The organism is Streptomyces sp. NPDC006733, assembly GCF_040636125.1.
Classification (GTDB): Bacteria; Actinomycetota; Actinomycetes; order Streptomycetales; family Streptomycetaceae; genus Actinacidiphila.
On record NZ_JBEYJD010000022.1, the window covers coordinates 66,144 to 89,636 of the forward strand.

The following is a 23,493-nucleotide window of genomic DNA, read 5'->3' on the forward strand; positions in this document are numbered from 1 at the left end:
CGGCCGGCGACCGCCCCGGCCCCGAGAAGCCCCTGCCGCCCAGGCCTTGAGTGGCCCTATCGCGCCAGGTACGCGCGCAGCAGCCGCTTGGTCTCCGCGATCACGGCCGGGTCCCCCGCCGGATCGGTGCGAAAGGCCAGCTGGAGCAGGGCGTCGGCGGCTTCCACGCTGATCACGAAGGTGAGCCGGGCGTACGCGTCCGCCGGGTCGAGGCCCAGCCGCCCGGCGAGCAGTTCCAGCAGCCGGTCGGCGACGTGCAGGTTGGGCTCGGACTCCCCGGGGACGCCGAAGTCGACAAGTTCGAAGCCCGGGGTGGTGCCCTTCATCGCGATGTACTCGTCGACCACCACCTCCACGACCACGTCGAGCGGCAGCGACGCGTCTCCCCCGGGCCCCGCCAGCCGGTCCGTGACGGCGTCCAGGTAGCGGTCGAGGTTGCGCTGCGCCAGGGCGTCGGCCATCGCCCGCTTGTTGGAGAAGAACCGGTAGACGGAGCCGATCGGCACCCCGGCACGGACGGCGACCGCGCGGGTGCTCAGGCTCTCGTAACCGGCCTCGTCCAGCAGTTGGGCACAAGCGTCCAGGATGCGGCCGAGACGTTCGGTGCTGCGCTGCTGCACCGGGGTCCTGCGAAGCCCTTGTCCGGTCACGGCACACCCCCTTTTCGGGCCACCTTAGGTCACGGCGCCGCGCTCCGGCCGAAGGTCATTGACGGTTGGCCCGTCCCATTCCTATGGTCGACGATAGGAATAGGACAACGGCATCCGGGAGCTCACGATGGGCAGCACACACGGCACGGACCTCACGTACTCGCCCGGTTTCGGGAACGAGCACGTCAGCGAGGCGGTGCCCGGCGCGGTGCCGATCGGCCGGAACTCCCCGCAGCGCGCGCCGCTGGGCCTGTACGCGGAGCAGCTCAGCGGCACCGCGTTCACCGAGCCCCGGCAGCAGAACCTCCGCAGCTGGCTGTACCGGATCCGCCCGTCGGCCGCCCATCCGCCGTTCCGCCGGGTCGGCAACGGCGCGCTGCGCAGCGCGCCCTTCCTGGACGTCGAGCCGGACCCCAACCGGCTGCGCTGGAGCGCGCCCGCGCTGCCGGACACCCCCACCGACTTCGTCCAGGGCCTGGTCACCGTCGGCGGCAACGGCGACGTGCTGCGCCGCGAGGGCATCGGCATCCACTGGTACGCGGCCGACACGTCGATGACCGACCGGGTCTTCTCGTCCTCCGATGGCGAGTTCCTGATCGTGCCCGAGCACGGCACCCTGCTGCTCCGCACCGAGCTGGGCCTGCTCCAGGCCGGCCCCGGCGAGGTGGCGCTGATCCCGCGCGGGATGCGCTTCCGCGTCGAGCTGCTGGACGCCACGGCGCGCGGCTACGTCTGCGAGAACTACGGGCAGGCCTTCCGGCTCCCCGACCTCGGCCCGATCGGCGCCAACGGGCTGGCCAACGCGCGCGACTTCCTGGCGCCGGTGGCCGCCTTCGAGGACCGCGAGGAACCGGTCGAGGTGATCAACAAGTTCGGCGGAAACCTGTGGGCCGCGACGTACGACCACTCGCCGCTGGACGTCGTCGGCTGGCACGGCAACCTCGTCCCGTACGTCTACGACCTGCGGCGGTTCAACGTCCTGGGCTCGCTGAGCTACGACCACCCGGACCCGTCGATCTTCACCGTGCTGACCTCCCCTTCCGACACCCCCGGCCTGGCCAACGCCGACTTCGTGGTCTTCGCGCCGCGCTGGCTGGTCGGCGAGGACACCTTCCGGCCGCCGTACTTCCACCGCAACGTCATGAGCGAGTTCATGGGCCTGATCGAGGGCGCGTACGACGCCAAGGCCGAGGGGTTCGTCCCCGGCGGCGCATCGCTGCACAACATGATGTCGGCGCACGGCCCGGACCGCGCGACCTTCGACAAGGCCAGCGCCGCCGAGCTGAAGCCGCAGAAGGTCGACGACGGGCTGGCGTTCATGTTCGAGACCCGCTGGCCCGTCGTGCCGACCGCCGGCGCGCTCGCCGCCGACCACCGGCAGGAGGGGTACGACGAGGTGTGGACGGGCCTCGAGCGGCACTTCCCCACCTCATGACCGCCTTCGCCCCGGACTCGATCGTCCTCAACCGCAAACTGCCGCTGTGGTACCAGGTCTCGCAGTCGCTGCGCGCCTCGATACTCGGCCGCCGCCCGGACGCCCCGCTGCGGCTGCCCACCGAGGACGACCTGGCCGGCCACTACGGCGTGAGCGTGCTGACCATGCGCCAGGCCCTGAAGGAGCTGGAGACCGAGGGGCTGATCAGCCGGCACCGGCGGCGCGGCACGTTCATCGAGCCGACCGCGCTGCGCGGCGCGCCGGTCCGGCTGCTGGGCTCGGTCGACGCCATCGTGGCCCAGCAGTCGGGCGAGCACACGGCGGTGCTGGCGCACGGCACCGCCCCCGTCCCGGCCTGGGCCGCCGAGCACCTGCCGGACCTCGCGGAGGCCGCCTACTTCCGCCGGCTGCGCTGCGAGGAGGGCGGCGAGCCGACCAACTGGGCGGAGAACTTCGTCCGTCCGGAACTCGCCGACCGCATCGACCTGGCCGATCTCGAACGGTGGCCGATGACGAAGGTCCTGCGGGACTCGCTGGGCGTGCGGATCAGCCGGATCACCGACACGGTGGAGGCGCGGCTGGCGGACCCGGAGACCGCGCGGCTGCTCGACATCCCGCTGCTGAGCCCGATCCTGCACTACACCGGGGTGACGTACGACGATTCGGGCCGCGCGGTGGACGTGGTGCGGATCCACTACCGCGGGGACCGGTTCTCCTTCACCGTGACGATGGAGGCGCGCTGACGGCGCCGCCGGTCCGCCGCGCGCTGCCCGGGGGGCGACTGTCACCGCCGGTCCGCCGCCCGGGTGGCGGTGCGCCCGTCACCTCGGCTCAGTACGATGCCGTCGGTGGGAAGCGCATCCGCGCATCCAGGCGCTGGGGAGGCCCGTGACGTGACACCGCCACGAGCCGGCGGCTCCGGCCCCGGGGCGGGCCGGGGCGCTCCCGTGCTCGCCGACCTGATGCCGTGGTCCGTGCCGCCGCTGGTCTACGGGCGGTCCTGGGCGGTCGCGCCCGACGTCAAGGCGCTGCGGGCCCGCTGGGACGCACTGCTGGCGGCCTCCGACGACGCGGAGCGCGAGCGGCTGCTGCGGCCGAGCCGGGCCCGCGGGCTGCACACGCCGGCGCCGCAACTGGCGGTGCCGGGGCGGGCGGGACCGCCCGCCGCCACCACCCGGCTCGCCCGCGAGAGCGGCCGCTGCCCGGAGCCGGTCCGCGTCCTGCACGGCGCCTTCGACCTGCAGTGGCTGATCCCCGACCACCGGCTCATCGACGCCGCCCGCCCCGAGCTGTGGCGGGTCGCCGACGAGCGGCAGATCTTCGCCGTGGAGCAGGCCAGGCTCCCCAACGTGCCCGGTCCCGCGCTGTCGTTCGGCGCCGTCCTGCCCGACGGCCGCTCCCCCGCCGGGAAGCCCGGCAGGATCCGGCCGCTGTACCGGCGGCCCGGCGGGCAGGACCCCAACCTCGCGCCCGGCCTGACCGAGCTGCTCGGTGAGCTGCTCGGCCTGCCGGTGGCCGCCGAGGACGTCCTGGCCTGGATCACCGTCGCGGGCCTGCCGTCCCGGGATCCGCGGGACGGCGTAGCGGTGCCGCTCACCCGCGACCCGGAACTGTGGCTCGCCGCCGTCGAACTGGGCCGGACCGCGATTTGGCTGCACACCCGCGGCGAGCGCTGCGCGGACCCCGCCGCGGACCGGCCCGGCGGCCATCCCCGGCTGCCCGGCGGCCGGCGCCCGTACGTGCGCGCCCCGCTGCCCGCCGCGCCGCAAGCCGGGGAGCTGGCCTACGACCCGGACGAGGAGGCGCTGCGGATCGGGGACGGGCTGATCTCACCGGTGCCGGCCGCCGCGTGGGAGTTCCACGCGGGCGGGGTGCGGGTGCTGGAGGCCTGGTACGAGCGGCGGACGGCCGTCGCGGCGGCGGGGACGCTGGAGGCGCTGCGGCCCGCGCGCTGGACCCGGGAGACGACCACGGAGCTGCTCGAACTCGTCACCGTGCTCACGCTGCTGGCCGGGCTCCGCCCGGAGCGGCGCCGGCTCGCGGAGCGGCTGGCGGCGGAGCCGGGGTCACGCCGGGCCGCCGCGGCGGGGATCTCCGCCGAAGCGCTGCGACTGGCGGGGGTGCTGCCCGCGCCCGCGGGGGCGCGGCGCCCCGCCTCGGTGCTCGACCATCACGAGGAGGGGCCGGACGGCCAGTTCGCGCTCCTGTGAACCGCCGGCGGGGACGTGACCGGGGTGCGGAGGAGCGTCGAACCCGCCGAAACCGACAAACCGTTGAATCCGTTGCGGCGCTGCAACCGTTGGAGCCGACAAACCATCGGGCCCGTCGAAACCGTCACAACTGCCGCACCGCACGTGGACGCGCGTAGAGGTCCTGCCGTTCACGGCGAGCACACCGCAACGCCGCTGGCCGCAGCGTTGTGCCGGGACGGTGTGACCGCCGGAAGGTGGGATCAGCCGCGGCTGCCGAACAGGGAGCGCCGCAGGCGCCGCAGAGGCGCGAACAGGGACACCCGTGCACTGCGGCTCGCCTTGGTGCGCGCCGTATCCCGCGAGGTCAGCTCGCGCATCAGCAACGTCGCCTCCGCACTCTCACGGTGCGGGACGACGGGGCCGCCCAGTATCGCGAGATGACGGTCCAGACGTGTGCTGGTCGTGCTGCTTCCGCAGTTGATGGCAGGCACTCTCGGCCTGCTTCGCATCGCTATTTGTTCCATGACACTCCCCACCCGTACGAGGGCACCCGGCCCGGGCAGGGTAACCCTATCGCCCCGACGCGTCACCTGCGCATCCCAGGCCCCGGATTGACCACCCGGCCCCGGGTGTTGACGACTGAACAGCGAAATGCCAGCGCTCGCACGGTAGTTGGCGAACGGCCGACCACAAGAGCCTACCCCCCTCCCGCTCCTTCATCATCGCCGGGACCGGCCGCATCCGCACGCGGTTGAGGTAGATTTCCTCCGAATCACTCCGGTTACGGGCGGGGGTTCGCACATGAGCGCAGGCACGGGCGGTGAGCGGGTGCTCGCGGACCGCTACCGGCTGATCGGCGAGCTCGGGCGCGGCGGCATGGGCGTCGTGTGGCGGGCGCGGGACGAACTGCTCGGCCGCGAGGTCGCCGTCAAGGAGGTGCGGGCGCCCGCCGGACTCGACGAGCGCGAGGTGCGGCAGCTGTACGCCCGCCTGGAGCAGGAGGGCCGGGCCGCGGCCCGCATCATCCACCCGAACGTGATCACGGTGTACGACGTGGCGGTCGCCGACGGCGCACCGTGGATCATCATGCAGCTCGTTCCGGGCCTCACCCTCGCCGACGTCCTGGACGCGGAGGGCCCCATGAGCCCGCGGCGGGCGGCGGGCATCGGCGGCCAGGTACTGGCCGGCCTGCGCGCCGCGCACGTCGCGGGGGTGCTGCACCGGGACGTGAAGCCCGGCAACGTGCTGATCGCCAACGACGGCCGGGTCGTCCTCACGGACTTCGGCATCGCGATGATCGAGGGCACCTCGGCGCTCACCCGCACGGGCGAGCTGATCGGGTCGCCGGAGTACCTGGCGCCCGAGCGGGCCATCGGCAGAGCCCCGGGTCCGGAGTCGGACCTGTGGTCCCTGGGCGTGCTGATCTACCGGTCGGTGGAGGGCTCCTCGCCGTTCCGCCGCGACTCGGCGCTGAGCACCCTGCGCGCGGCCGTCGACGACCCCCTGCCGGAGCCGCGCCGGGCGGGGCCGCTGCGCCCGGTGCTGGAGGGCCTGCTGCGCAAGGACCCGGCGGACCGGATCGACGGGAGCGAGGCGCAGCGGATGCTGGACGAGGTGGCGGCCGGCCGCACCACCGGGCCGCCGTCCGGGTTCGGCTCACCGCCCCGGACGACGCCGATGCCGCTGCCCCTGCCGCTGCCGTCCGGCGGGAGCGGCGGGACCGGCGGCGGGACGCCGCCGACCCTGCCGGGGTACGGAGCCGGCTACGGGCCGCCGCCCGCTCCCCGTTCCGCCGGCGCCGAGCCGGATCCCGAGCGGCGCCGGCGGGTCGCGGCGGTGCTGGCGGCGGGGGCGCTGGTGCTCGCCCTGGCGGCGGCCCTGGTGGCCTGGCAGTTGATGGACCGCGGGACGGGGGACGGGGCGTCCGGCGGCGGGACCGGGTCGGGTGCGAGCAGCGTCCGCCCGTCCACCAGCACCACTGGGACCACGACCAGGAGCAGCCCGCCGACCACGACGAAGCCGTCGACGGCTACGACGACCACCGCGTCGCCCTCGACGTCCGCCACCACGGTTGTCGACATCGGCGTCGTCATCGAGCTGAGCGCCGTGCGGGACGCGTACAAGGGGGCGTGCCCGGCGCCGTCCGACCAGGCGCCGGCGTTCACCGCGGTGATCACGGTGGACCGGCTGCCGGCGACGGTGGTGTGGCGCTGGACGACGCGGAGCGGCCGCGGCTCGGACCCGGGGTGGAAGACCGCGCAGTTCCCCGCGGGCGGATCGACGTCACGGACCTACCGGCACACCGAGCTGTCGTTCGAGCCGGGCCGGAGGACGACCGACCGCATCGCGGTGGAGGCCGGCTCCCCGAAGGAGTACCGGTCCGACCCGGTGTCGTTCACGGTGGAGTGCGTACCGGAGCCGCCGACGTCGAGTTCGACGCCGGCGGCGGCCGGTACGGGCGGTACGGGCGGTACGGGCGGTACTGGTCAGGCGGCGGAGCTGAACGCGGGCAGGTAACCGCCGGACTGCCCGGCGGCCTTGGGGTGGTAGGACTCGTCGATCGGGAAGGTCAGGCTGTTCAGCCAGGGCGACCCCGAGCAGAGTTCGTGCCCGGTGAACGTGCCGCGCACGTCGGCGAAGCTGAAGCCGTGGTCGGCGGCGCGCTTGGCCGTCACCGTGTCGAGTTCGTCGGCGGCGCCGTTGATGGCGGTGCGCGAGCGGTCGCTGAGGCCGGCCCAGCAACTGCCGCCGATCTTGTAGAAGTGCGGGTAGCCGACGACGACCACGTGGGCGTTGGGCGCCTTGGCGTGGATCGCGTTGTACACGTTGTCGAGGAGGCCGGGGAGGGTGTTGTCCGCGTAGGTGCGGGCCGTCGCGATGCGGGCCAGGCAGGTGCTCTCGGAGTTCAGGACGCAGGTCTGCATGACGTCGGCGAAGCCGGCGTCGTTGCCGCCGATGCTGATGCTCACCAGGCCGGTGGAGGAGTTGAGCGGCCCGAGCTGGTTGTTGAGCACGTCTCCCGTCTTGGCGCCGGAACAGGCGGTGAAGGCGAACGCGGACGGGGCGTGGGCCGCCGCCCACAGCGCGGGATAGGCCTTGGTGCTGCGCTTGCAGGCACCGCTGGAGCTGTCGTAGCTGCCGGCGCCGACACCCGCGGAGTACGAGTCTCCGAGGGCTGCGTACGAGGGCGCCGCGGCGTGCGCGGGGGCCGCGCCGATAAGCGCGAGGCCAGTGGTGAGGATCAGCGCGGATACGGCTGAAGCCAACCGGGACAGTCTCATGGAACCTCCCTGGGCAGGATCTCTGCGAGACCTGTTGTACCGGCCGGTAACCCTTGGGGGAAGTACCCTGACCACGAATTTTTGTCGTGTCCATTACGATGATATGAAGAGTCCGTAATGGCTCGACCCCACGCCGACCGGGCCGCGTTCAAACCTCTTCCGCGCCTCGTTCCCGCCTCGTTCCCGCCGCGTCCGTGACTCGTCCGTGCCGCGTGCCCGCCTCGACCGCGCCTCGCGTCCGCCGCCTCGGCCGAGGCGCCCGTCCGGCCCGGAAAAGCACTGGGCACGAGCGGCTCCCGTGCCGGATCATGGGCCGCATGTCCGCGAAGCCCCACGACCCGAGGAGGCCTGTGCCACCGAGCCCGTCCGACCCCGCACCCGCCCGGCACGCACCGCGCCCGCCGCACCGCGCGGTACCCGTCCACCTCCGCCTGGACGACAGCGACTCCCCCTCCGACGTCGTGGACGCGCTCTTCCTCGGGCGCTTCACCTCCGGCGAGCAGCCGTATTCGCGCGGCGCCTCCCTCGAGAACGTCAAGTCCGGTCTGACGCTGATCCCGCCGGACGCCACCGTCCTGCGCCAGGCGCGCGACAAGGACCGCAGCGCCACGCTCGCCGAGGGCGACGGCTGGACGATCCTGATCTCGCGGTGGAACCGCGGCGCGGACGTCACGGTCGCCGCCGTCACCGACGAGCTGGCCGAGCAGGTGCTCACGCGCGCCGTCGCGGACGCCGAGGACGAACCGGAACCCCAGCCCGAGACGGTGACCATGGGCTTCTGGTACGTCTCGCCGCGCCGCGGCCCGCACCGCACCACCCGGCAGATCTCCGCCGCCACGTGGGAGGAGCTGCGGGGCAACTACACGGCGCCGGTGGCCGAGGCCATGGACGGCCTGATGAAGCTCTCCAAGGACGACATCACCGGCCGGCTGCTGCTCCTGCACGGACCGCCCGGCACCGGCAAGACCTCGGCGCTGCGCACCCTGGCCCGCTCGTGGCGCGACTGGTGCCAGGTCGACTGCGTGCTGGACCCCGAGCGGCTCTTCAACGACGTCGGCTACCTGATGGACATCGCCATCGGCGAGGACGACGGAACGGCCGGCGGCCGCTGGCGGCTGCTGCTCCTGGAGGACTGCGACGAGCTGATCCGCGGTCAGGCCAAGCACCAGACCGGCCAGGCGCTCTCGCGGCTGCTCAACCTGACCGACGGGCTGCTCGGCCAGGGCCGCAACGTGCTCGTCGGCATCACCACCAACGAGGACTTGGAGCGGCTGCACCCCGCGGTCGTCCGGCCGGGCCGCTGCCTGTCCCGTATCGAGGTCGGCCCGCTGACCCGCGACGAGTCCGTCGCCTGGCTCGGCACCGCCGAGGGCGTCGGGCGCGAGGGCGCCACCCTCGCCGAGCTGTACGCGCTGCGGCGCGGCGCCGGCGCGACCATCCCCGCCCAGGCCCCCACGTCGGACGGCCTGTACCTCTGATCGGTACCGGGTTCGGGTGGGGGTTCGTCCGGGTGTCGCGGACGTCGCAGCCGCGGCGCGCGCTCCGGGGCGAGGACCTGCCCGCGGCGGGGGAACTACCCGCCGTAGGCGGCGCGCAGTGCGTCCTGGACGGCGGCGAGGGCGGCCGCGCGGTCCAGTCCGAGGCGGTGCGCGCGCTGCGCGAACTCCGCGGCGGCGGCAGCGGCCTGCCGCTCGGCGGCGTCGCCCGCGGCGGCGACGAAGGTGCCGTGCCGGCCCCGGGTCTCGACGACGCCGTCCGCCTCCAGGGCGCGGTAGGCCTTGGCGACGGTGTTGGCCGCGAGGCCCAGCTCCTCGGCGAGGCCGCGGACGGTCGGGAGCTTGTGGCCGACGGGGAGCCGCCCGGTGCGGGCCTGATCGGCGATCTGCTCGCGCACTTGCTCGAAGGGGGCGGTGGCCGCGTCGGCGGCGACGGTGATCCTCAGGCTCATGGCGGCGATCCTGGCACAGCGGGCCGGGTGGTCCGTCGACGCCGGTCCGGATCCGGCTCGCCGTCGGCCCCGGTGCGCGTGCGCTGATAGTGCCGGGCGACCCGGGCCCGGTTGCCGCACGCCGGCTTGCACCACTCCTGCCGGCCGTGCCCCTTGACGAAGTAGCGGACGCAGCGCGGTGCCGTGCAGGCCCGCAGCCGCTCCCGTTCGGGACCGGCCAGGAAGTCGATGGCGGCGCGGGCCAGGGCCGCGATGATCCGCACCCGCGGGTCACCCTCCGTGGACAGCGCCCGGACACCCGGGGGCGCGCCCCGGGGCCAGACCAGCTGCGGGGCGACCGGTTCGGCCGCGGCGGCGGAGTTGAGCCGGTCGAGGGCCTGCTCGGCGGAGATGAGGCGGTCGGCGTCGGCGCGGCTCGGCGGCGCGGGGCTGACGGCCAGGGCGAACAGCGCCCGCACCGCCTGCCGCAGGGCGACGACGCGGTCCCTGAGCTCCTCGTCCGCGGTGAACTCCCCGGCGGCGCCCTGCCCGAGGAGCAGGTCCGCCCGCTCCCGGATCCAGCGGGCCGCCTCCTCGGCGGTGGCGAGATCGTCGGCGACGCCGCCGTCCCCGTCGTGCCGGACCGTGCTCACCAGCTCCAGCGCCAGCTGTCGCTCCATGGATCTCCCTCGTCGCCGCCTCCCCCCCAGCCTACGACCCCTAATGAGAGGAAGGGGCCCTCTCATTAGCCGGCCTCCTACAGCCCGAGGTTGCGGTACCTGGCCCGCCGGGCGGCCAGCCGTTCGCCGCGGTCGCGGGCCCGCAGGGCGGCCAGCTCGGCGCCGAGCAGCCCGCCGAGGCGGCCGAGGAACTCGTCCGGGTCGTCCGCCGCGTCGGGCCCCTCCTCGACGATGGTGTCGACGATCCGGTTGGCCAGCAGGTCGGCGGAGCCGACCCCCTGCCGCTCCGCGACCTCGAACGCGCGGTCCGTCGTCCGGTACAGGATCGCGGACGCGCCCTCCGGCGGCAGCGGCGAGAGCCAGGCGTGCCGGGCGGCGATGACGCGGTCGGCGGGCAGCAGCGCCAGCGCGCCGCCGCCGGCGCCCTGGCCGAGCAGCAGGCAGAGAGTCGGCGCCCGCAGGGTGACGAGGTCGGCGAGGCAGCGGGCGATCTCCCCCGCGAGGCCGCCCTCCTCCGCCTCCCGGCTGAGCGCCGCGCCCGCCGTGTCGATCACGGTGAGCAGCGGCAGGTCGAGTTCGGCCGCGATCCGCATGCCGCGCCGCGCCTCCCGCAGCCCGGCCGGGCCCAGCGGGGCGGGCCCCGCCTCGTCCGGGCGCCGGTCGTGACCGAGCACGACGCAGGGCGTCGGCCCGAACCTTGCCAGCGCGAGCAGCAGCCCGGGGTCGCGCTCCCCTGCGCCGGTGCCGCTCAGCGGCGTGACCTCCCGCCCGGCGCCCGCCAGCAGCGCCCGCAGCCCCGGCCGGTCGGGCCGGCGCGAGCGGCGGATCGAGTCGGCGGTGGAGACCCCGGCGGCCGGCGCCGGCGTGCCCGCGGGGATGTCGCCCGCCTCCTCGCCCGCCTCGCCGCACAGCACGTCGAGCGCGCGCGCCGCGACCTCGGCCAGCTGGCCCGCCGGGAGCACCGCGTCTACCAGCCCGTTGGCCAGCAGGTTCTCGGCGACCTGGACACCGGCCGGGAACGGCTCGCCGTACAGCGCCTCATGGACCCGCGGGCCGAGGAACCCGATCAGCGCCCCCGGCTCGGCGGCGGTGACGTGCCCCAGCGACCCCCAGGACGCGAGCACCCCGCCAGTGGTGGGATGCCGCAGGTAGACGAGGTAGGGCAGGCCTTCGGCCTTGTGGTCGGCGATGGCCGCCGCGACCTTGACCATCTGCAGGAACGCGACGGTGCCCTCCTGCATCCGCGTCCCGCCGGAGGCGGGGGACGCGAGCAGCGGCAGCCGCTCCCGGGTCGCCCGCTCCACCGCGGTCACCAGCCGCGTCCCGGCCGCCACCCCGATCGACCCGCCGAGGAACCCGAACTCCCCCGCGACCAGCGCCACCCGCCGCCCCCGGATCCGCCCCTCACCCGTGACGACGGACTCGTCGAGCCCGGTCCGCAGCCGCGCCTTCTCCACGTCGGCGCGGTACTCCGCCGCCTCGGGCAGCACGGTGACGGGCTCGTCCCACCGCCGCCAACTCCCCGCGTCGACCGCGGCCTCGATCACTTGCAGCACGGCAGGCCGGCTCGTATCGCTCATCCCGCCACCCTGCCACGACTGATCAACCGGGCGCGTTCTTAATCGGCTCTCAGGGGTCCCTTAAAGCGCCCATAAAGATCGGGATTTCGCAGCCGGCGGCCGGATTCTGGCGGGTGGGCGGGGCTAGCGTGCGGGGAGTTGGGAACGTGCCGCCGTCGAAGGAGACTCCCGGAATGACCGTACGTCGCAGGGCTGCCGCAGGCGCTGTCGTGGGGCTCGTGCCGCTGGTGCTGGCCGGGCTGGGCGCCGCTCCCGCGAGCGCGCACGGCTCGATGTCGAATCCGGTCAGCCGGGTGTCCGCCTGCTACGCGGAGGGTCCGGAGAGCCCGCGGTCGGCCGCGTGCAAGGCCGCTGTCGCGGCGGGCGGGACGCAGGCGCTCTACGATTGGAACGGGGTGCGCGACGGCGAGGCGGGCGGGCGGAGCCGGGCGAAGGTGCCGGACGGGCAGCTGTGCAGCGCCGGCAACGCGGAGTACAAGGGGCTCGACCTGGCGCGCGCGGACTGGCCGGCGACGGCGATGAGCAGCGGCTCGTTCACCTTCAGGTACCGGGCGACGGCCCCGCACAGAGGCAGGTTCGACCTGTACGTCACCAAGGCCGGCTACGACGCGTCGAAGCCGCTGAAATGGTCGGACCTGGAGGCGAAGCCGTTCGCGTCGGTGACCGACCCGACGCTCACGGACGGCTCCTACGTGTTCTCCGGCAAGGTGCCGCAGCGCACCGGCCGGCACCTGATCTACAGCGTCTGGCAGCGCTCGGACAGCCCCGAGGCGTTCTACACCTGCTCCGACGTCGTCTTCGGCAAGGACACCGGCGGCTCGGCCCCGGCCACCCCCTCGCACAGCCCCTCGCACAGCGCACCGGCGACCACGGCGGCGGCCCCGGCCGCGTCCGCGCCGTCCGCGCCGTCCGAGGCGCAGATCGCCGCGGGCGCCTCGAAGTCCACCGTCCACCACGACCACCCGACGGCCACCCCCACGGCGGGCGGTGCCGCGCCGCAGGCCGACGGCTCCGCCGCGCCCGTGGCGCCCGCCGAGGGCACGGTCCTCGCCGAGACCGGCGGCTCCGCCGGTACGGGCCCGCTCGCCGTCGGCGGGGCCGCGGTGATCGCGGCCGGGGCCTCGGTGCTGCTGGTCGCAGTCCGCCGCAGGGCCGCCACCGCGGGACGTCACCGCTCCTGACGGACCGCCCCCAGAACCGGTGCCGCTGCCACCCCACGGGCAGTGGCACCTTGGCGTTTCCGGGGCCGGGCGGCTACCAGTTGGGCCGGATCGGGCCGCCCGGCGCCAGCCGGGCCAGATCGTCCCGCAGGGCCCGCAGCCGGCGCTCGCCGAGGAGGTCCGCCCAGGGGCGTACGGCCTCGGCGGCCGCCTCCTCCGCGGCGCGGGTGCAGGCCCAGCCGCGGTCGGTGAGCACGACGAGCCGGGCGCGGGCGTCGTCCGGGTGCGGACGGCGCTCCACGTATCCCTTGCGGACCAGGTCCTCGACCATCTGGCTCGCCGCCTGGCGGGTGACGCCGAGGTGCTCCGCCAGGTCCGCGGCGGTCGCGTCGCCCGGCGCGAGGCGGGCGAAGGCGAAGCCGTGGGCGGGCCGGAGGTCGTCGAAGCCGCGCGCGACGACACCGTCGTGGATCACGGCGGTGAGACCGCCGGCCGCGGCCAGCAGGGTCGCGGTCAGGCTCATGGCGTCAGCGTTGTTCACGGGAGCAGCTTGACACACTAGGCAAGCCACTTGACTATATAGACAAGCAACTTGCTCAAGCGACTTGACGATCTGGAGTTTCCGTATGCCTTTTGTCCCCGCCGCCGAAGCCGTCGTCCACGAGATGCACGGCGTCCGTTTCGTCTCGTACATCCTCCCCGCCCACGGCAGCAAGGAGCTGTGCGCCTGGCGCGGCGAGATACCCGGCGGCACCGCCGGACCGGCCCACACCATCACCCGCGAGGAGGTCTTCCTCGTGCTGAGCGGCACGCTGCGGTTCAGCATCGACGGCGAGGTCTCCACCCTGCGGCCCGGCGACGCCGCGGTCGCGCCCGCCGGCTCCTCCCTGGGCGTCAGCAACCCCACGGAGGAACCGGCCGCCATGTGGGTCACCACCAGCGTCGGCCTGGAGGCCGAACTCGCCGACGGCACCCGCATCTCGCCGCCCTGGGTCAGCTGAGCGCGGAGAGGCAGGTCGTCCGGGTCGCGTGGGCGGGATCGAGGGCGTTGGCCGCCTCGTGGAAGGCGATCCGGTCGGTCAGTCCGATCAGGACGTGCTCGGAGAGGTCCACCGCGCAGAGGTCCTGCAGCAGCACGTTGCGCACGTCGGGGCCGGAGAGGAACTGCGACGCGTACGGCGTGACGACCTCGTCGTACCGGGTCGCGATGACGGTGTAGCGCACGCCGGGGACGGTGTCGCCGCCGGCGTTGAGGGCCTGCATGAAGGCCGATCCGGCGACCTGGTCGGCGAGCCCCGGAGTGACGGAGTGGATGGCGTCCGCCGCCCCCGGGAAGTACGGGAGCAGGCCGGCGAGGCCGTCGAGGGTGGTTCCGTGGTTGTCGGGGGCCAGGCCGACCAGCGCGTTCACCTTCGACGCCCCGCCGAGGAACTTGAGGTACCAGCGCGGCATCATGCCGCCCTGGGAGTGGCCGACCAGGTCCGCCTTCTGCGCCCCGGTGGCCGCCAGCACCCGGTCGTTGAAGTCCGCCAGTTGCTGCGCGGAGTCCGCGACGGCGCCGAGCCCGTCGAAGAAGGGGACGCCCGGCAGCTGCCCGTAGTCGAAGGAGAAGACGCAGTAGCCCCGGGCCACCAGATAGGGGGCGAACGCGAGCCAGTTGTCGGTGCCGTTGCCGAACGTTCCGTGCACGAGCACGACCGGCCGGGGGTGCGCGGCCGAGGGCCGGCAGGAGAAGTCGTTCCATCCGCTGGAGGGGGCCGAGTGTGCGGTGGCGGCGGTCGCCGCGGTCGGGGCGACCGCCACCGCGCAGGCCAGGGCCAGAGCGGAGAGCGTTCGCTTCCAGGACAGCCTCATGTGATCTCCTCGCAGGTCAGGGGAGTTGGGGGGCTCCACCCACGCTGTGATCCGGATCACAAATTGTTACGTTCACGTCAACTTACGCGCCAGTAGCAAAACACGCCAGTTACGCGTCGGTAAAGAATTGACCACCTGGGGCCGCCGTGACGGCGGCCCCCTCCGCCTCCACGGCCGGAGCCCCGCGCAGGCAGTACGCCGCGGTCAGCACCCCCGCCGCGCCGAACACGGCGAGCAGCAGCCGGTGGTCGGCGACCGCGACGAGCCCGGCGCCCACCAGCCCGCCCACCGCCGTGGGCGCGAAGACGAGCGTGTTCGCGGTGGCCGCGACGCGGCCGATCAGTTCGGCGGGCGTCTCGCGCTGGACGGCGGTCAGCACGGTGATCAGCACCCACGGCAGCCCGACGCCGATCGCCGCGCCGCCCGCGAGGGCGGCGGAGACCCACGGCGTGGCACGCGCCGCTATCCCGAGGGCGAAGAGCAGCATCCCGGTGGCCGCGAAGACCCGTTCCGGCATCCGCCGCAGCAGCGCACCCGCGACCACTCCCCCGGCGACGGAGCCCGCGCCCTGCACCGCGTACAGCACGCCCACGAAGGCGGGCGAACGGTGCAGGCCCGCGTCGACCACCGCGTAGATCGTGGAACTGCCGAGCGCGGACAGCAGCATGGCGATCGAGCCGACGGCCACCAGACGGCGCAGCAGGGGGTGCCGGCGCAGGTGGCGGATACCGGCGGCGGTCTGCTCGCGCCAGCTCGACGCGGCCGGGGCGGGCGCCTGCTCGCGCACCCGGACCATCGCGAAGACGGCCGCGGCGAGGGCGAAGGTGACGGCGTCGAGCACGGCGACGGAGCCGCCCCCGTAGCGGACGTACAGCCCGGCGCCGGCGAGCGGGGCGAGGAGCTTCATCGCCTCGTTGGCGGTCATCCGCAGCCCGTTGAAGTCGCCGCGCAGCGCCTCGGGGACGGTGGCGGTGACGACGGCGGCCTCGGCCGCGTCGCAGAGCACCGACGCGGTGCCGTACAGGACGAGCACGGCGAACAGGATCCAGACCAGGTCCGCCGTACGCACCGCGAGCAGCAGCGGCAGCAGGGCGGCCATCGCGGCGTTGACCAGGATCAGCAGCGGACGGCGGCGGACCCGGTCGACCAGCGTGCCGAGCAGCGGACCGGCCAGCGTCGGGGCCCACAGGCAGACGCCGACCAGCGCCGCGAGGCTGCTGGAGCCGGTCAGCGACTTCACCCAGATACCGGCGGCCAGCATCATCGCCGAGCTGCCGAAGCCGGAGACCAGCACGCCGCCCAAGTACGTTCCCGCGTCGCGGTCGCGCAGGACCCCCCATGCCGTCATGACTCCCAACCTAATGCTTGGGAGTCACCGGGGCAACGGGCAGCCCGAAGCGGCACGGAGGGGTGGGAGCGGGGTGCGGGCCGGGCTAGGGCGGGGTGCGGGTGGGGTCATTCCCCTTCGGGGGCCCGGGTGTTGCTCTCCACGGGGGCGGCGGGGGCGGACTCGGCGGCCGGCACGGCGGGCGCAGGCACGGCCGGTGCGGGTGCGGCCGGTGCGGGAGGGGCCGGTGCGGGTGTGGCCGGTGCGGCCGGTGCGGGAGGGGCCGGCGCGGGTGCGGCCGGTGCGGGAGGGGCCGCGCGTTCCAGGAAGCGCAGCAGCTCGACCGGGAAGGGCAGCACCAGCGTCGAGTTCTTCTCCGCCGCGACCGCCACCACCGTCTGCAGCAGCCGCAGTTGCAGGGCCGAGGGGTTGTCCTCCATCTGCAGGGCTGCCTGGGCCAGCACCTTCGAGGCCTGCAGTTCGGCGTCCGCGTTGATGATGCGGGCCCGGCGCTCGCGCTCCGCCTCGGCCTGCCGGGACATCGACCGCTTCATGGCCTCGGGCAGCGACACGTCCTTGATCTCGACCCGGTCGATCTGCACGCCCCAGCCCAGCGCCGGGCTGTCGATCATCACTTCCAGGCCCTCGTTCAGCTTCTCCCGGTTCGACAGCAGCTCGTCCAGATCGCTCTTGCCGATGATCGAGCGCAGCGAGGTCTGGGCGACCTGGGAGACCGCGAAGCGGTAGTCCTCGACCTGGATGACGGCGTCCACGGCGTTGACGACCTTGAAGTACACGACCGCGTCCACCTTGACCGACACGTTGTCGCGGGTGATGCCGTCCTGCCCGGGCACGGGCATCGTCACGATCTGCAGATTGACCTTCCGCAGCCGGTCGATGAACGGGATGATCATCGTGTACCCGGGGGCCTTGGGCTCCGATCTGAGCCGGCCCAGCCGCAGCACGACACCGCGCTCGTACTGCCGCACCACCCGGGACGCGGCCGCCACGTAGACGAACCCGCCCGCGAGGCCCGCAGACACCAGCTCCACGATCATCGCGATCCCCCTGCCGTATACACGTGCAGTGCGTCCAGCGTACTGCCGGAACCCCCGCCGGGCGCCGGTCGTACGGGCGCGGAGGCACACGGCAGGGGCGCGCGGGCCGCACGGGGCGACGGCGCCCCGGCCACCGGGGTGGCGGCCGTGCGGCGGCCGCCACCGGGTTCGCGGCTGTGCGGCGGCCGTCAGCTCCGGGACGGCCGGGGCGTCCGGTCCGCGGCGCGCAGCATCCGGGCGGCCACCTCGCGCAGCCGGTCGGCGAGCTCGGCGGGCTCGTGCACCTCGAACTCCGCGCCGAGCATGGCGATGAAGACGGTCAGGGCCTCCAGGGACTCGGCGCCCGTCCGCAGCTCGCAGGTGGTGTCGTCGATGGCCTCGATCGTGCCGAACCCCGTCCAGCCGAAGTCGGCGACCTCCTCGGCCGACCGGTGCAGGGTGATCCGCGCCTGGTGGCGGTAGGCCCGGGTGGTGACGCCCTTGGCGACGTACGCCGCCGCGTCCTCGGGTGGCTCGCGCGGGGTGAAGCGCGGCCCGCTGGGGGACTTGGGGTCGATGCGGTCGACGCGGAACGTCCGCCAGTCCTCGCGGCTGGTGTCCCAGGCGAGCAGGTACCAGCGGCGCCCGTGGTTGACCAGGCGGTACGGCTCGACCGTGCGGCGGCTGGAGGTGCCGCCGTGGTCGCTGTAGTCGAAGCGCAGCCGCTCGCGGTCGCGGCAGGCGGCGCCGATGACGGTCAGCACGTCCTGGTCGACGGCCGCCCGGTTCGGCGGCGGCGCGTGCACGGTGATCGCCTGCATGGCCTGGACGCGGTGCCGCAGCCGCGAGGGGAGCACCTGCTCCAGCTTGGACAGCGCCCGGACGGAGACCTCCTCGATCCCGGCGACGGTGCCGCCCACGCCGGTGCGCAGGCACAGCGCGACGGCGACGGCCTCCTCGTCGTCCAGGAGCAGCGGCGGCAGCGCGGCGCCCGCGCCGAGCCGGTAGCCGCCGGCCGTGCCCGGTGCGGCGTGCACCGGATAGCCGAGGGTCCGCAGCCGGTCGACGTCGCGGCGCACGGTCCGCGCGGTGACGTCCAGGCGCTCCGCGAGGTCGGGTCCTGACCAGTCCCGCCGGGACTGCAGGAGCGAGAGCAGGCGCAGCAGCCGCGCCGAGGTCTCCAACATGCGGCCAGTCTGCCAGGCACTGCGGACAGCTACTGACCGCATGGGGGACGGCATCAACGACCGTACGACCGCCCGCGCGACCGACCGCGTGGGCGGGATGTCCGCACCCACGGCAGAGCCCCCGCCGGCAGGTCGGCGGGGGCTCCGCTTCTGTCCACTGCAGTCCGTCCCCAGGGTCGATGGTGACGCGTCAGCAGACCGTCGGTGGTGGCCGCGTCAGTAGACGCTGACCCCGTAGGCGCTCAGCGCCTCGGTGACCGGCTGGAAGAACGTCGTCCCGCCGGAGGAGCAGTTGCCGCTGCCGCCCGAGGTGAGGCCGACCGCGATGGAGCCGTTGTAGAGGGAGCCGCCGCTGTCGCCGGGCTCGGCGCAGACGTTGGTCTTGATCATGCCGTAGACGATGTCGCCGCCGCCGTAGTTGACGGTGGCGTTGAGCCCGGTCACCGAGCCGCTGTGGATGCCGGTGGTGGAGCCGCGGCGCTTGACGGGCTCACCGACGTAGGCGTTGCCCGCGCTGGCGATGTCCTGGCTGCCGACGGCGCCGGGGTGCGCGATCGAGGTGTTGTTGTAGCGGACGATGCCGTAGTCGTTGTTCGGGAAGCTGTTGCCGGTGGTCGGGCCGATGGAGGTGCCGCCGGACGTGGTCCACGCCGGGAAGCCCTCGGTGCAGTGGCCCGCGGTGAGGAAGTAGTACGTGCTGCCGCTGCGGACGTTGAAGCCGACCGAGCAGCGCCACTGGCTGGTGTAGACGGCGTCGCCGCCGGAGAGCAGCTTGCTGAACTTGCCGGCCACGCGGTGGATGGTCACGGCGTCGCCGTAGCTCGCGGTGGCCTGGGTCAGCCGCGCCAGCTGGGCGGCGGTGACCCGGCTGTCGACGCTCACGTCGAGCTTGTTGGCCAGCGGGTCGACGGACCACGCCGTGCCGGCGATGTCCGCGCTCTGCGCGGCCTGGCCGGCCCGGTCGAGCACGGCCGAGCTGAACTTGACGGTCCTGGGCGTCGCTCCCGCGGCCCGGACGGCGTCGGCCGCACCGGCCGAGGTGACGTTGACGACGGTGGTCTTCGTCGCCGCGTCGTAGTAGCTGCCCGCGGTGGCGGTGGCGCCGAGCGACGTGGCGACCGCGGCGGCGGCCTCCGGTGATGCCGTGGCCGTGGGGGCGGCGTTGGCGGCGGGCAGCGTGAGCGCGGTGACGGCCACCAGGCCGGACGTCACAGCGAGCAGGCCGGCGCGTCGGGTGATTTTCATCTATTCCTCCTGTGGGGGGTGGAGGTCAGCTCGGCCTGCCCGGCGTCGACACCGATTAACGAACTCGACGTGACCCTGACAAGCACTGGACGGGAGTATTCAGAGCCCGCGCGGAAGACACAAGGGCGCCTTTCGGCCGCACGGAACCGACGCGAAAGCGCCCGTGCGGCCGGGCGGAGCACCGGAGCACACCCTGGCTGACCACAGCTCGGCGAGCCGTGCGGCTCAGCGGGTGAGGACGCGGCTCTCGCCCGCTTCCAGCGCGAACGGCAGCGTGTTGCCGGGCGGCGGGAACGGGCACACGAAAGCGTCGGCGAAGGCGCACGGCGGGAGCAGCGTCCGGTTGAGGTCCAGCACCACCCGGCCGTCGGCGGCGGGCGCCGGGGTGCGCAGGAAACGGAAGCGGTAGCTGCTCCTTCCGCTGGTCGCGTCGGCGATGACGCCCCAGAGGGTGCCGTCCTCCTCGACCGCCACCGCGAGGGCGTGCTCGACGCCGTCCACGGTGAACGCCAGCTCGCCGCTGACCCCGAGCCCGCGCTCCCGGCCGTCGGCGTGCGGCACCAGGACGGCGCGGCCCTCGGGGTACGGGCGGAAGACCGCGGGCAGCACCCAGCGCTCGTCGTAGGGGAACGCGTCGATGCCCGCGAAAGCCTGCCGCGCCTCGGCGGCAGGGTCCCAGATCCGGACGGCCAGCAGGCCCTCACGGTCGATCGCCACGATCCGCTTCTCCCCGAAGAGCACCGGCTCGCCCTCGGGCTCCAGCCGCCCGCGGACACCGTCGTTCCGGTGCACCACCGCGCCGTCCTCCTCCCGCCACTCCCCCGGCAGTCCGGGGATCCTCCCGTCCTCGGTGTCGGCGAGCCAGTACGTGCCGGTCAGGGCCAGTGGCCCGTAAGGTGCGGCGACCGACTCGGCGCGCCGTTCGCGCCAGTTCTTCCAGTCCTGCTCAGTGTCGGAACTCATGGTCATCAACCTTCCACAGCGGCCGCCGCAGGCCGGGGTGATCACGCGGCGTCGTGCCCCTCGTCCTCCGGTCGGCGGCTGCTGTCCGGACGCGGGGTGGGGCGGTGGCCGGAAGTGGCCCGTCCGGATCGCCCGCGGCGGTCATCCGACCGAACGGCCCCCCGCACGGTCGGCGGACCGGTCCACCGCGCGGCTCACCGGCCGGTCGAGCCCGAGGTGCTCGCGCAGCGTCGTCCCGGGCTGGAAGCGGCGGAACAGTCCGCGCTGCTGGAGGACGGGCACGGTCCCGTTCACCAGCCGGGCCAGGTCCCGCGGCGGGTCGGCGGGCCGTACGTGGAAGCCGTCGGTGATCCCGTCGCGGTGCCAGTCGCCGAACAGGTCGGCCAGGACGACGGCGTCGGCCGGGTCGAACAGCTCGACCGCGAGCGAGGCGAGGACCGTGAGCCGGTCCGGGTCCCGGCCGTAGGCCGCCGCCCGGCGGCGCAGGTCGGTGCGTGCCTCGTACGCCAGCCGCTCGGCGTGCGGTCCGCCGACCCGTACGTACGCCACGTCGGCGTGCCGCGCGGCCGTCTCGCGCGGCGCCTCCAGCGTCGCGTCGACCGCGATCACCGGCCACCCGTCGGTCGGCCCGGTACCGGCTGACGCCGTGTCATGGAGCCCGGCGGAGGCGTCGTCCTGGCCGTCCTGCGGTGCGAAGGCGGTCCCGGAGGACGGCCCGGACGGCCCGGAAGCCACCGCGTCCGGGGCCGGCGGCGTCCAGCCGGCCCGGCCGCGGCTGATCCGGTCGAGGAGCACGATCCCGGCCGGGACGGAGGGTGGCCCGGGGTGCGGGGCGGCGACGGCCGCCACCAGGCCGATCCGGTCGGTGGCGGGGGCGACCTGGGTCAGGACGGCGAGCGCGTCGAACCGTCCGGCGGCGCCGTCGGCCGGCGGCGGGGCGTCGTCGAGCGTGACGAAGTCCAGCACGCCGATCTCGGCGAGCCGGGCGAGTTCGACGTAGTGGGCGACCTCGAACCGTTCCCGGTGCTGCTCGCCGCCGTCGAGCGCGAAAGCGAGGTGGAGCGGTTGGATGGGCCGATGGGTCGGAGGGGTCTGGGGCATGCGAGGACTCCGTGGACACACAGAAGGAGCACGGGAGTTGCCTTCACGCACGCCGCGTCCCTCAACGCGGCCGGGCCGTCACGACCTTGCCCGAGGCTAATCCCCAGGCGTCACCCACTGTCAAGCGTGTCCACCTGGTGGGCACCGCGTCTCAGCGTGGTTGACGGATGGGGACGGCTGCTGGTCCACTGGCCGCATGCGCAGCTGTCAGTTGGTGACCCGCGACCACATCGACTTCGGTCGGGTGTGGTCGTCCTCGTGTTGTCGCTGACCTCTTAGGCCTGCCCGGCCGGCCCCGGCTCCGCCCCGCCTCGCGCGCACCGCGCCGCCGCGGCCGCCCCCCTCGGGCCCCCGCTCTTCCGCAGCTCTCCCGTCAGCCCGGTCGGTCTTCCTTCACGTACGCGCACGCGCACACCGCCACACCGCCTTCTCTCCCTCCCTCGTCAGCACCTTTCGAGTTCGAGAAGGACTCCGCACCATCCCCTTCGGAGCCACGATCCGTTCAGAGCCACGATCCTCCGGTGTTCAGCAGTCACATGGTGTTCAGCAGTCACAACCGCAATCGCAGCAGTTGCAGCAGTCGCATCCATCGCAGCAGTCACAACCATCGCAGGAGCAGTCGCAGTCGGAGCACCAGCCCTCGCGGCGCCGGCCGTTCCACGGGTCCTCGTAGTGGTCCCGGCAGCACAGCTGGCAGGTGCAGCACAGCCCGCTCCACACCGCGCAGCCGGCGATCAGTCCCCGCTGGCGCGGCGGCTCGGGCGGCGGGCCGTTCGGCGGGAAGCCCGGCCCGCCGGGCGCGTACGGGCTCTGCCCGGGGGCGTACGGATTGCCGCTCAGCTGCGGCTGCCCCTGCGTTCCGTGCGCGCAGGAGCCGCCGAACGCGCGGTCCACCGAGCGTCCCAGCTCGTGGGCGAGCAGGAGGTGCACGAGACGGCGGTCGGTGAACTCGGCGTCCTTCAGCGCCAGCCGCACCCCGTGCACCGCGTCGTCGCACAGCCGCCGCGCCTCGTCGCGGCCGGTGCCCGTCGCCGTCAGCGGGTTCCACGCGCCCGACGCCGCGTCGGCCGCCTGGTCCTCGACCGCGTCCAGCAGGTGCGCCAGCCGTCCGAAGAGCCGGCCGGCCTCCTCCAACGGGGCGCGGTTGCCCGGCCGTCCGGCGAGGACCGCGGTGTGGCCGAAGGCGGCCGCGGTCGCCGTCTCGGTCGGCTCGGTGACGGTCAGCAGCGGGGTGCCCGTCCTGGCCAGCGCCTCGATCCCGCTCTGCCGGTCCACCGCGTCCAGCAGCACCGCCGTGTCGAACCCGACCCCGCCGCCGGTCCGCGCCCCGGCCCGGTCCCAGCGCCGGGCGACGGTCCGCGCCGCGGCCGCGACCGGCCGCCGCGCCATGGCGCCGTCCCGGTCGTCGATGTGGTCGCGCATCTTCGCCGACGCCAGCACGAGCGAGACGGCGGCGGCCAGCCGCGCGCCCTCACCCGTCGCCACCGGGGCGGTGCGCATGCCGCGCAGCGGGCAGGGACCGGCGGTCCGGCGCCACTTCGCGGACGTCTGCGCGCCCGGGACCTGGGCCTCGACGAGCGCCGAGATGATCAGGCCGTCGTAGTTGGTGGCGATCCGGGCCAGCTGCCCGTGGTCGTCGCGCAGCGCGAGGCACAGCCCGCACAGGTGCGCCATCCAAGAAGTGGCGAGTCCCTCCGACATCCGGTGGCGACACGGCCTGATAATTCCGAACAACGCTCCCCCAGCGACTTCATCGTACGATCGGCCCGACATGCTACCGATGGAACGATCTCATGACCGGCGTACCGCCGTACGGACGCGGCCCGTCACCCGGAAGAGGGGAGCGCTCCCAGCACTTCGTCACCTTCCGTACG

22 protein-coding genes are annotated in these 23,493 nt (G+C 74.2%); 7 read left to right on the plus strand and 15 right to left on the minus strand.

Features of this window, described 5'->3' with window-relative positions:
* Positions 1-56: 56 nt before the first annotated feature.
* On the minus strand, positions 57-650 hold the full coding sequence (locus ABZ721_RS20640; protein ID WP_358790081.1) for a TetR/AcrR family transcriptional regulator: 594 nt from the start codon (positions 648-650) through the stop codon (positions 57-59).
* Positions 651-777: 127 nt separating this feature from the next.
* On the opposite strand from ABZ721_RS20640, the gene hmgA reads away from it, so the two are divergent.
* The 3 genes from hmgA (at position 778) to ABZ721_RS20655 (ending at position 4,295) form a co-directional block, all read left to right on the plus strand.
* Positions 778-2,085 carry a homogentisate 1,2-dioxygenase gene (gene hmgA, locus ABZ721_RS20645; RefSeq protein WP_358790082.1) on the plus strand — a complete coding sequence of 436 codons (1,308 nt, stop codon included), beginning with the start codon at positions 778-780 and terminating at the stop codon, positions 2,083-2,085.
* Positions 2,082-2,828 carry a GntR family transcriptional regulator gene (locus ABZ721_RS20650; protein WP_358790083.1) on the plus strand — a complete coding sequence of 249 codons (747 nt, stop codon included), beginning with the start codon at positions 2,082-2,084 and terminating at the stop codon, positions 2,826-2,828. The genes hmgA and ABZ721_RS20650 overlap by 4 nt, the downstream gene beginning before the upstream one ends.
* A gap of 219 nt (positions 2,829-3,047) precedes the next feature.
* On the plus strand, positions 3,048-4,295 hold the full coding sequence (locus ABZ721_RS20655) for a type ISP restriction/modification enzyme (RefSeq protein WP_358790147.1): 1,248 nt from the start codon (positions 3,048-3,050) through the stop codon (positions 4,293-4,295).
* A gap of 242 nt (positions 4,296-4,537) precedes the next feature.
* Here ABZ721_RS20655 and ABZ721_RS20660 read toward each other — a convergent pair whose 3' ends face one another.
* Entirely contained in the window at positions 4,538-4,801 is a 264-nt protein-coding gene (locus ABZ721_RS20660) for a hypothetical protein (protein ID WP_358790084.1), read from the minus strand.
* A 277-nt stretch (positions 4,802-5,078) separates the two neighbouring features.
* Here ABZ721_RS20660 and ABZ721_RS20665 point away from each other — a divergent pair, with 277 nt between their 5' ends.
* Entirely contained in the window at positions 5,079-6,794 is a 1,716-nt protein-coding gene (locus ABZ721_RS20665) for a serine/threonine-protein kinase (RefSeq protein ID WP_358790085.1), read from the plus strand.
* Here the strand turns inward: ABZ721_RS20665 and ABZ721_RS20670 are convergent.
* Positions 6,764-7,558, minus strand: coding sequence for an SGNH/GDSL hydrolase family protein (locus tag ABZ721_RS20670; protein WP_358790086.1), 795 nt, complete (start codon positions 7,556-7,558; stop codon positions 6,764-6,766). The genes ABZ721_RS20665 and ABZ721_RS20670 overlap by 31 nt on opposite strands.
* A gap of 317 nt (positions 7,559-7,875) precedes the next feature.
* On the opposite strand from ABZ721_RS20670, the gene ABZ721_RS20675 reads away from it, so the two are divergent.
* On the plus strand, positions 7,876-9,036 hold the full coding sequence (locus tag ABZ721_RS20675) for a DUF5925 domain-containing protein (protein WP_358790087.1): 1,161 nt from the start codon (positions 7,876-7,878) through the stop codon (positions 9,034-9,036).
* 95 nt (positions 9,037-9,131) lie between these two features.
* Here ABZ721_RS20675 and ABZ721_RS20680 read toward each other — a convergent pair whose 3' ends face one another.
* The 3 genes from ABZ721_RS20680 to ABZ721_RS20690 all read right to left on the minus strand — a co-directional run bounded on the left by ABZ721_RS20680 (position 9,132) and on the right by ABZ721_RS20690 (position 11,745).
* The gene (locus ABZ721_RS20680) at positions 9,132-9,506 is read right to left on the minus strand and encodes a GntR family transcriptional regulator (protein WP_358790088.1); all 375 of its coding nucleotides are present in this window, start codon (positions 9,504-9,506) and stop codon (positions 9,132-9,134) included.
* Complete coding sequence (locus tag ABZ721_RS20685; protein WP_358790089.1) at positions 9,503-10,165, minus strand: ABATE domain-containing protein; 663 nt, start codon at positions 10,163-10,165, stop codon at positions 9,503-9,505. The genes ABZ721_RS20680 and ABZ721_RS20685 overlap by 4 nt, the downstream gene beginning before the upstream one ends.
* Before the next feature lie 77 nt (positions 10,166-10,242).
* Positions 10,243-11,745 carry a carboxyl transferase domain-containing protein gene (locus tag ABZ721_RS20690; RefSeq protein ID WP_358790090.1) on the minus strand — a complete coding sequence of 501 codons (1,503 nt, stop codon included), beginning with the start codon at positions 11,743-11,745 and terminating at the stop codon, positions 10,243-10,245.
* 173 nt (positions 11,746-11,918) lie between these two features.
* Here ABZ721_RS20690 and ABZ721_RS20695 point away from each other — a divergent pair, with 173 nt between their 5' ends.
* On the plus strand, positions 11,919-12,926 hold the full coding sequence (locus tag ABZ721_RS20695; protein WP_358790091.1) for a lytic polysaccharide monooxygenase: 1,008 nt from the start codon (positions 11,919-11,921) through the stop codon (positions 12,924-12,926).
* Between the two features lie 73 nt (positions 12,927-12,999).
* Here the strand turns inward: ABZ721_RS20695 and ABZ721_RS20700 are convergent, their stop codons facing one another.
* Positions 13,000-13,446 (minus strand): MarR family winged helix-turn-helix transcriptional regulator, encoded by a 447-nt coding sequence (locus ABZ721_RS20700; protein WP_358790092.1) that lies wholly within the window; start codon positions 13,444-13,446, stop codon positions 13,000-13,002.
* Between the two features lie 85 nt (positions 13,447-13,531).
* Here ABZ721_RS20700 and ABZ721_RS20705 point away from each other — a divergent pair, with 85 nt between their 5' ends.
* Positions 13,532-13,906, plus strand: coding sequence for a cupin domain-containing protein (locus tag ABZ721_RS20705; protein ID WP_358790093.1), 375 nt, complete (start codon positions 13,532-13,534; stop codon positions 13,904-13,906).
* Here the strand turns inward: ABZ721_RS20705 and ABZ721_RS20710 are convergent.
* The 8 genes from ABZ721_RS20710 to ABZ721_RS20745 form a co-directional block, all read right to left on the minus strand.
* Positions 13,899-14,759: an alpha/beta fold hydrolase gene (locus tag ABZ721_RS20710; protein ID WP_358790094.1), complete on the minus strand. Its 861-nt coding sequence runs from the start codon at positions 14,757-14,759 to the stop codon at positions 13,899-13,901. The two genes, ABZ721_RS20705 and ABZ721_RS20710, sit on opposite strands and share 8 nt — an antisense overlap.
* Before the next feature lie 109 nt (positions 14,760-14,868).
* Entirely contained in the window at positions 14,869-16,107 is a 1,239-nt protein-coding gene (locus ABZ721_RS20715; protein ID WP_358790095.1) for an MFS transporter, read from the minus strand.
* 107 nt (positions 16,108-16,214) lie between these two features.
* Entirely contained in the window at positions 16,215-17,144 is a 930-nt protein-coding gene (locus ABZ721_RS20720) for an SPFH domain-containing protein (protein ID WP_358790096.1), read from the minus strand.
* A gap of 188 nt (positions 17,145-17,332) precedes the next feature.
* Positions 17,333-18,310, minus strand: coding sequence for a YafY family protein (locus ABZ721_RS20725; protein ID WP_358790097.1), 978 nt, complete (start codon positions 18,308-18,310; stop codon positions 17,333-17,335).
* Positions 18,311-18,526: 216 nt separating this feature from the next.
* On the minus strand, positions 18,527-19,555 hold the full coding sequence (locus ABZ721_RS20730) for a S1 family peptidase (RefSeq protein WP_358790098.1): 1,029 nt from the start codon (positions 19,553-19,555) through the stop codon (positions 18,527-18,529).
* Positions 19,556-19,780: 225 nt separating this feature from the next.
* Positions 19,781-20,518: a DUF1684 domain-containing protein gene (locus ABZ721_RS20735; protein ID WP_358790099.1), complete on the minus strand. Its 738-nt coding sequence runs from the start codon at positions 20,516-20,518 to the stop codon at positions 19,781-19,783.
* A 141-nt stretch (positions 20,519-20,659) separates the two neighbouring features.
* On the minus strand, positions 20,660-21,619 hold the full coding sequence (locus ABZ721_RS20740) for an LLM class flavin-dependent oxidoreductase (protein WP_358790100.1): 960 nt from the start codon (positions 21,617-21,619) through the stop codon (positions 20,660-20,662).
* Between the two features lie 543 nt (positions 21,620-22,162).
* Positions 22,163-23,353, minus strand: a complete 1,191-nt coding sequence (locus tag ABZ721_RS20745; RefSeq protein WP_358790101.1) for a DUF5685 family protein — start codon at positions 23,351-23,353, stop codon at positions 22,163-22,165.
* Positions 23,354-23,493: the final 140 nt, after the last annotated feature.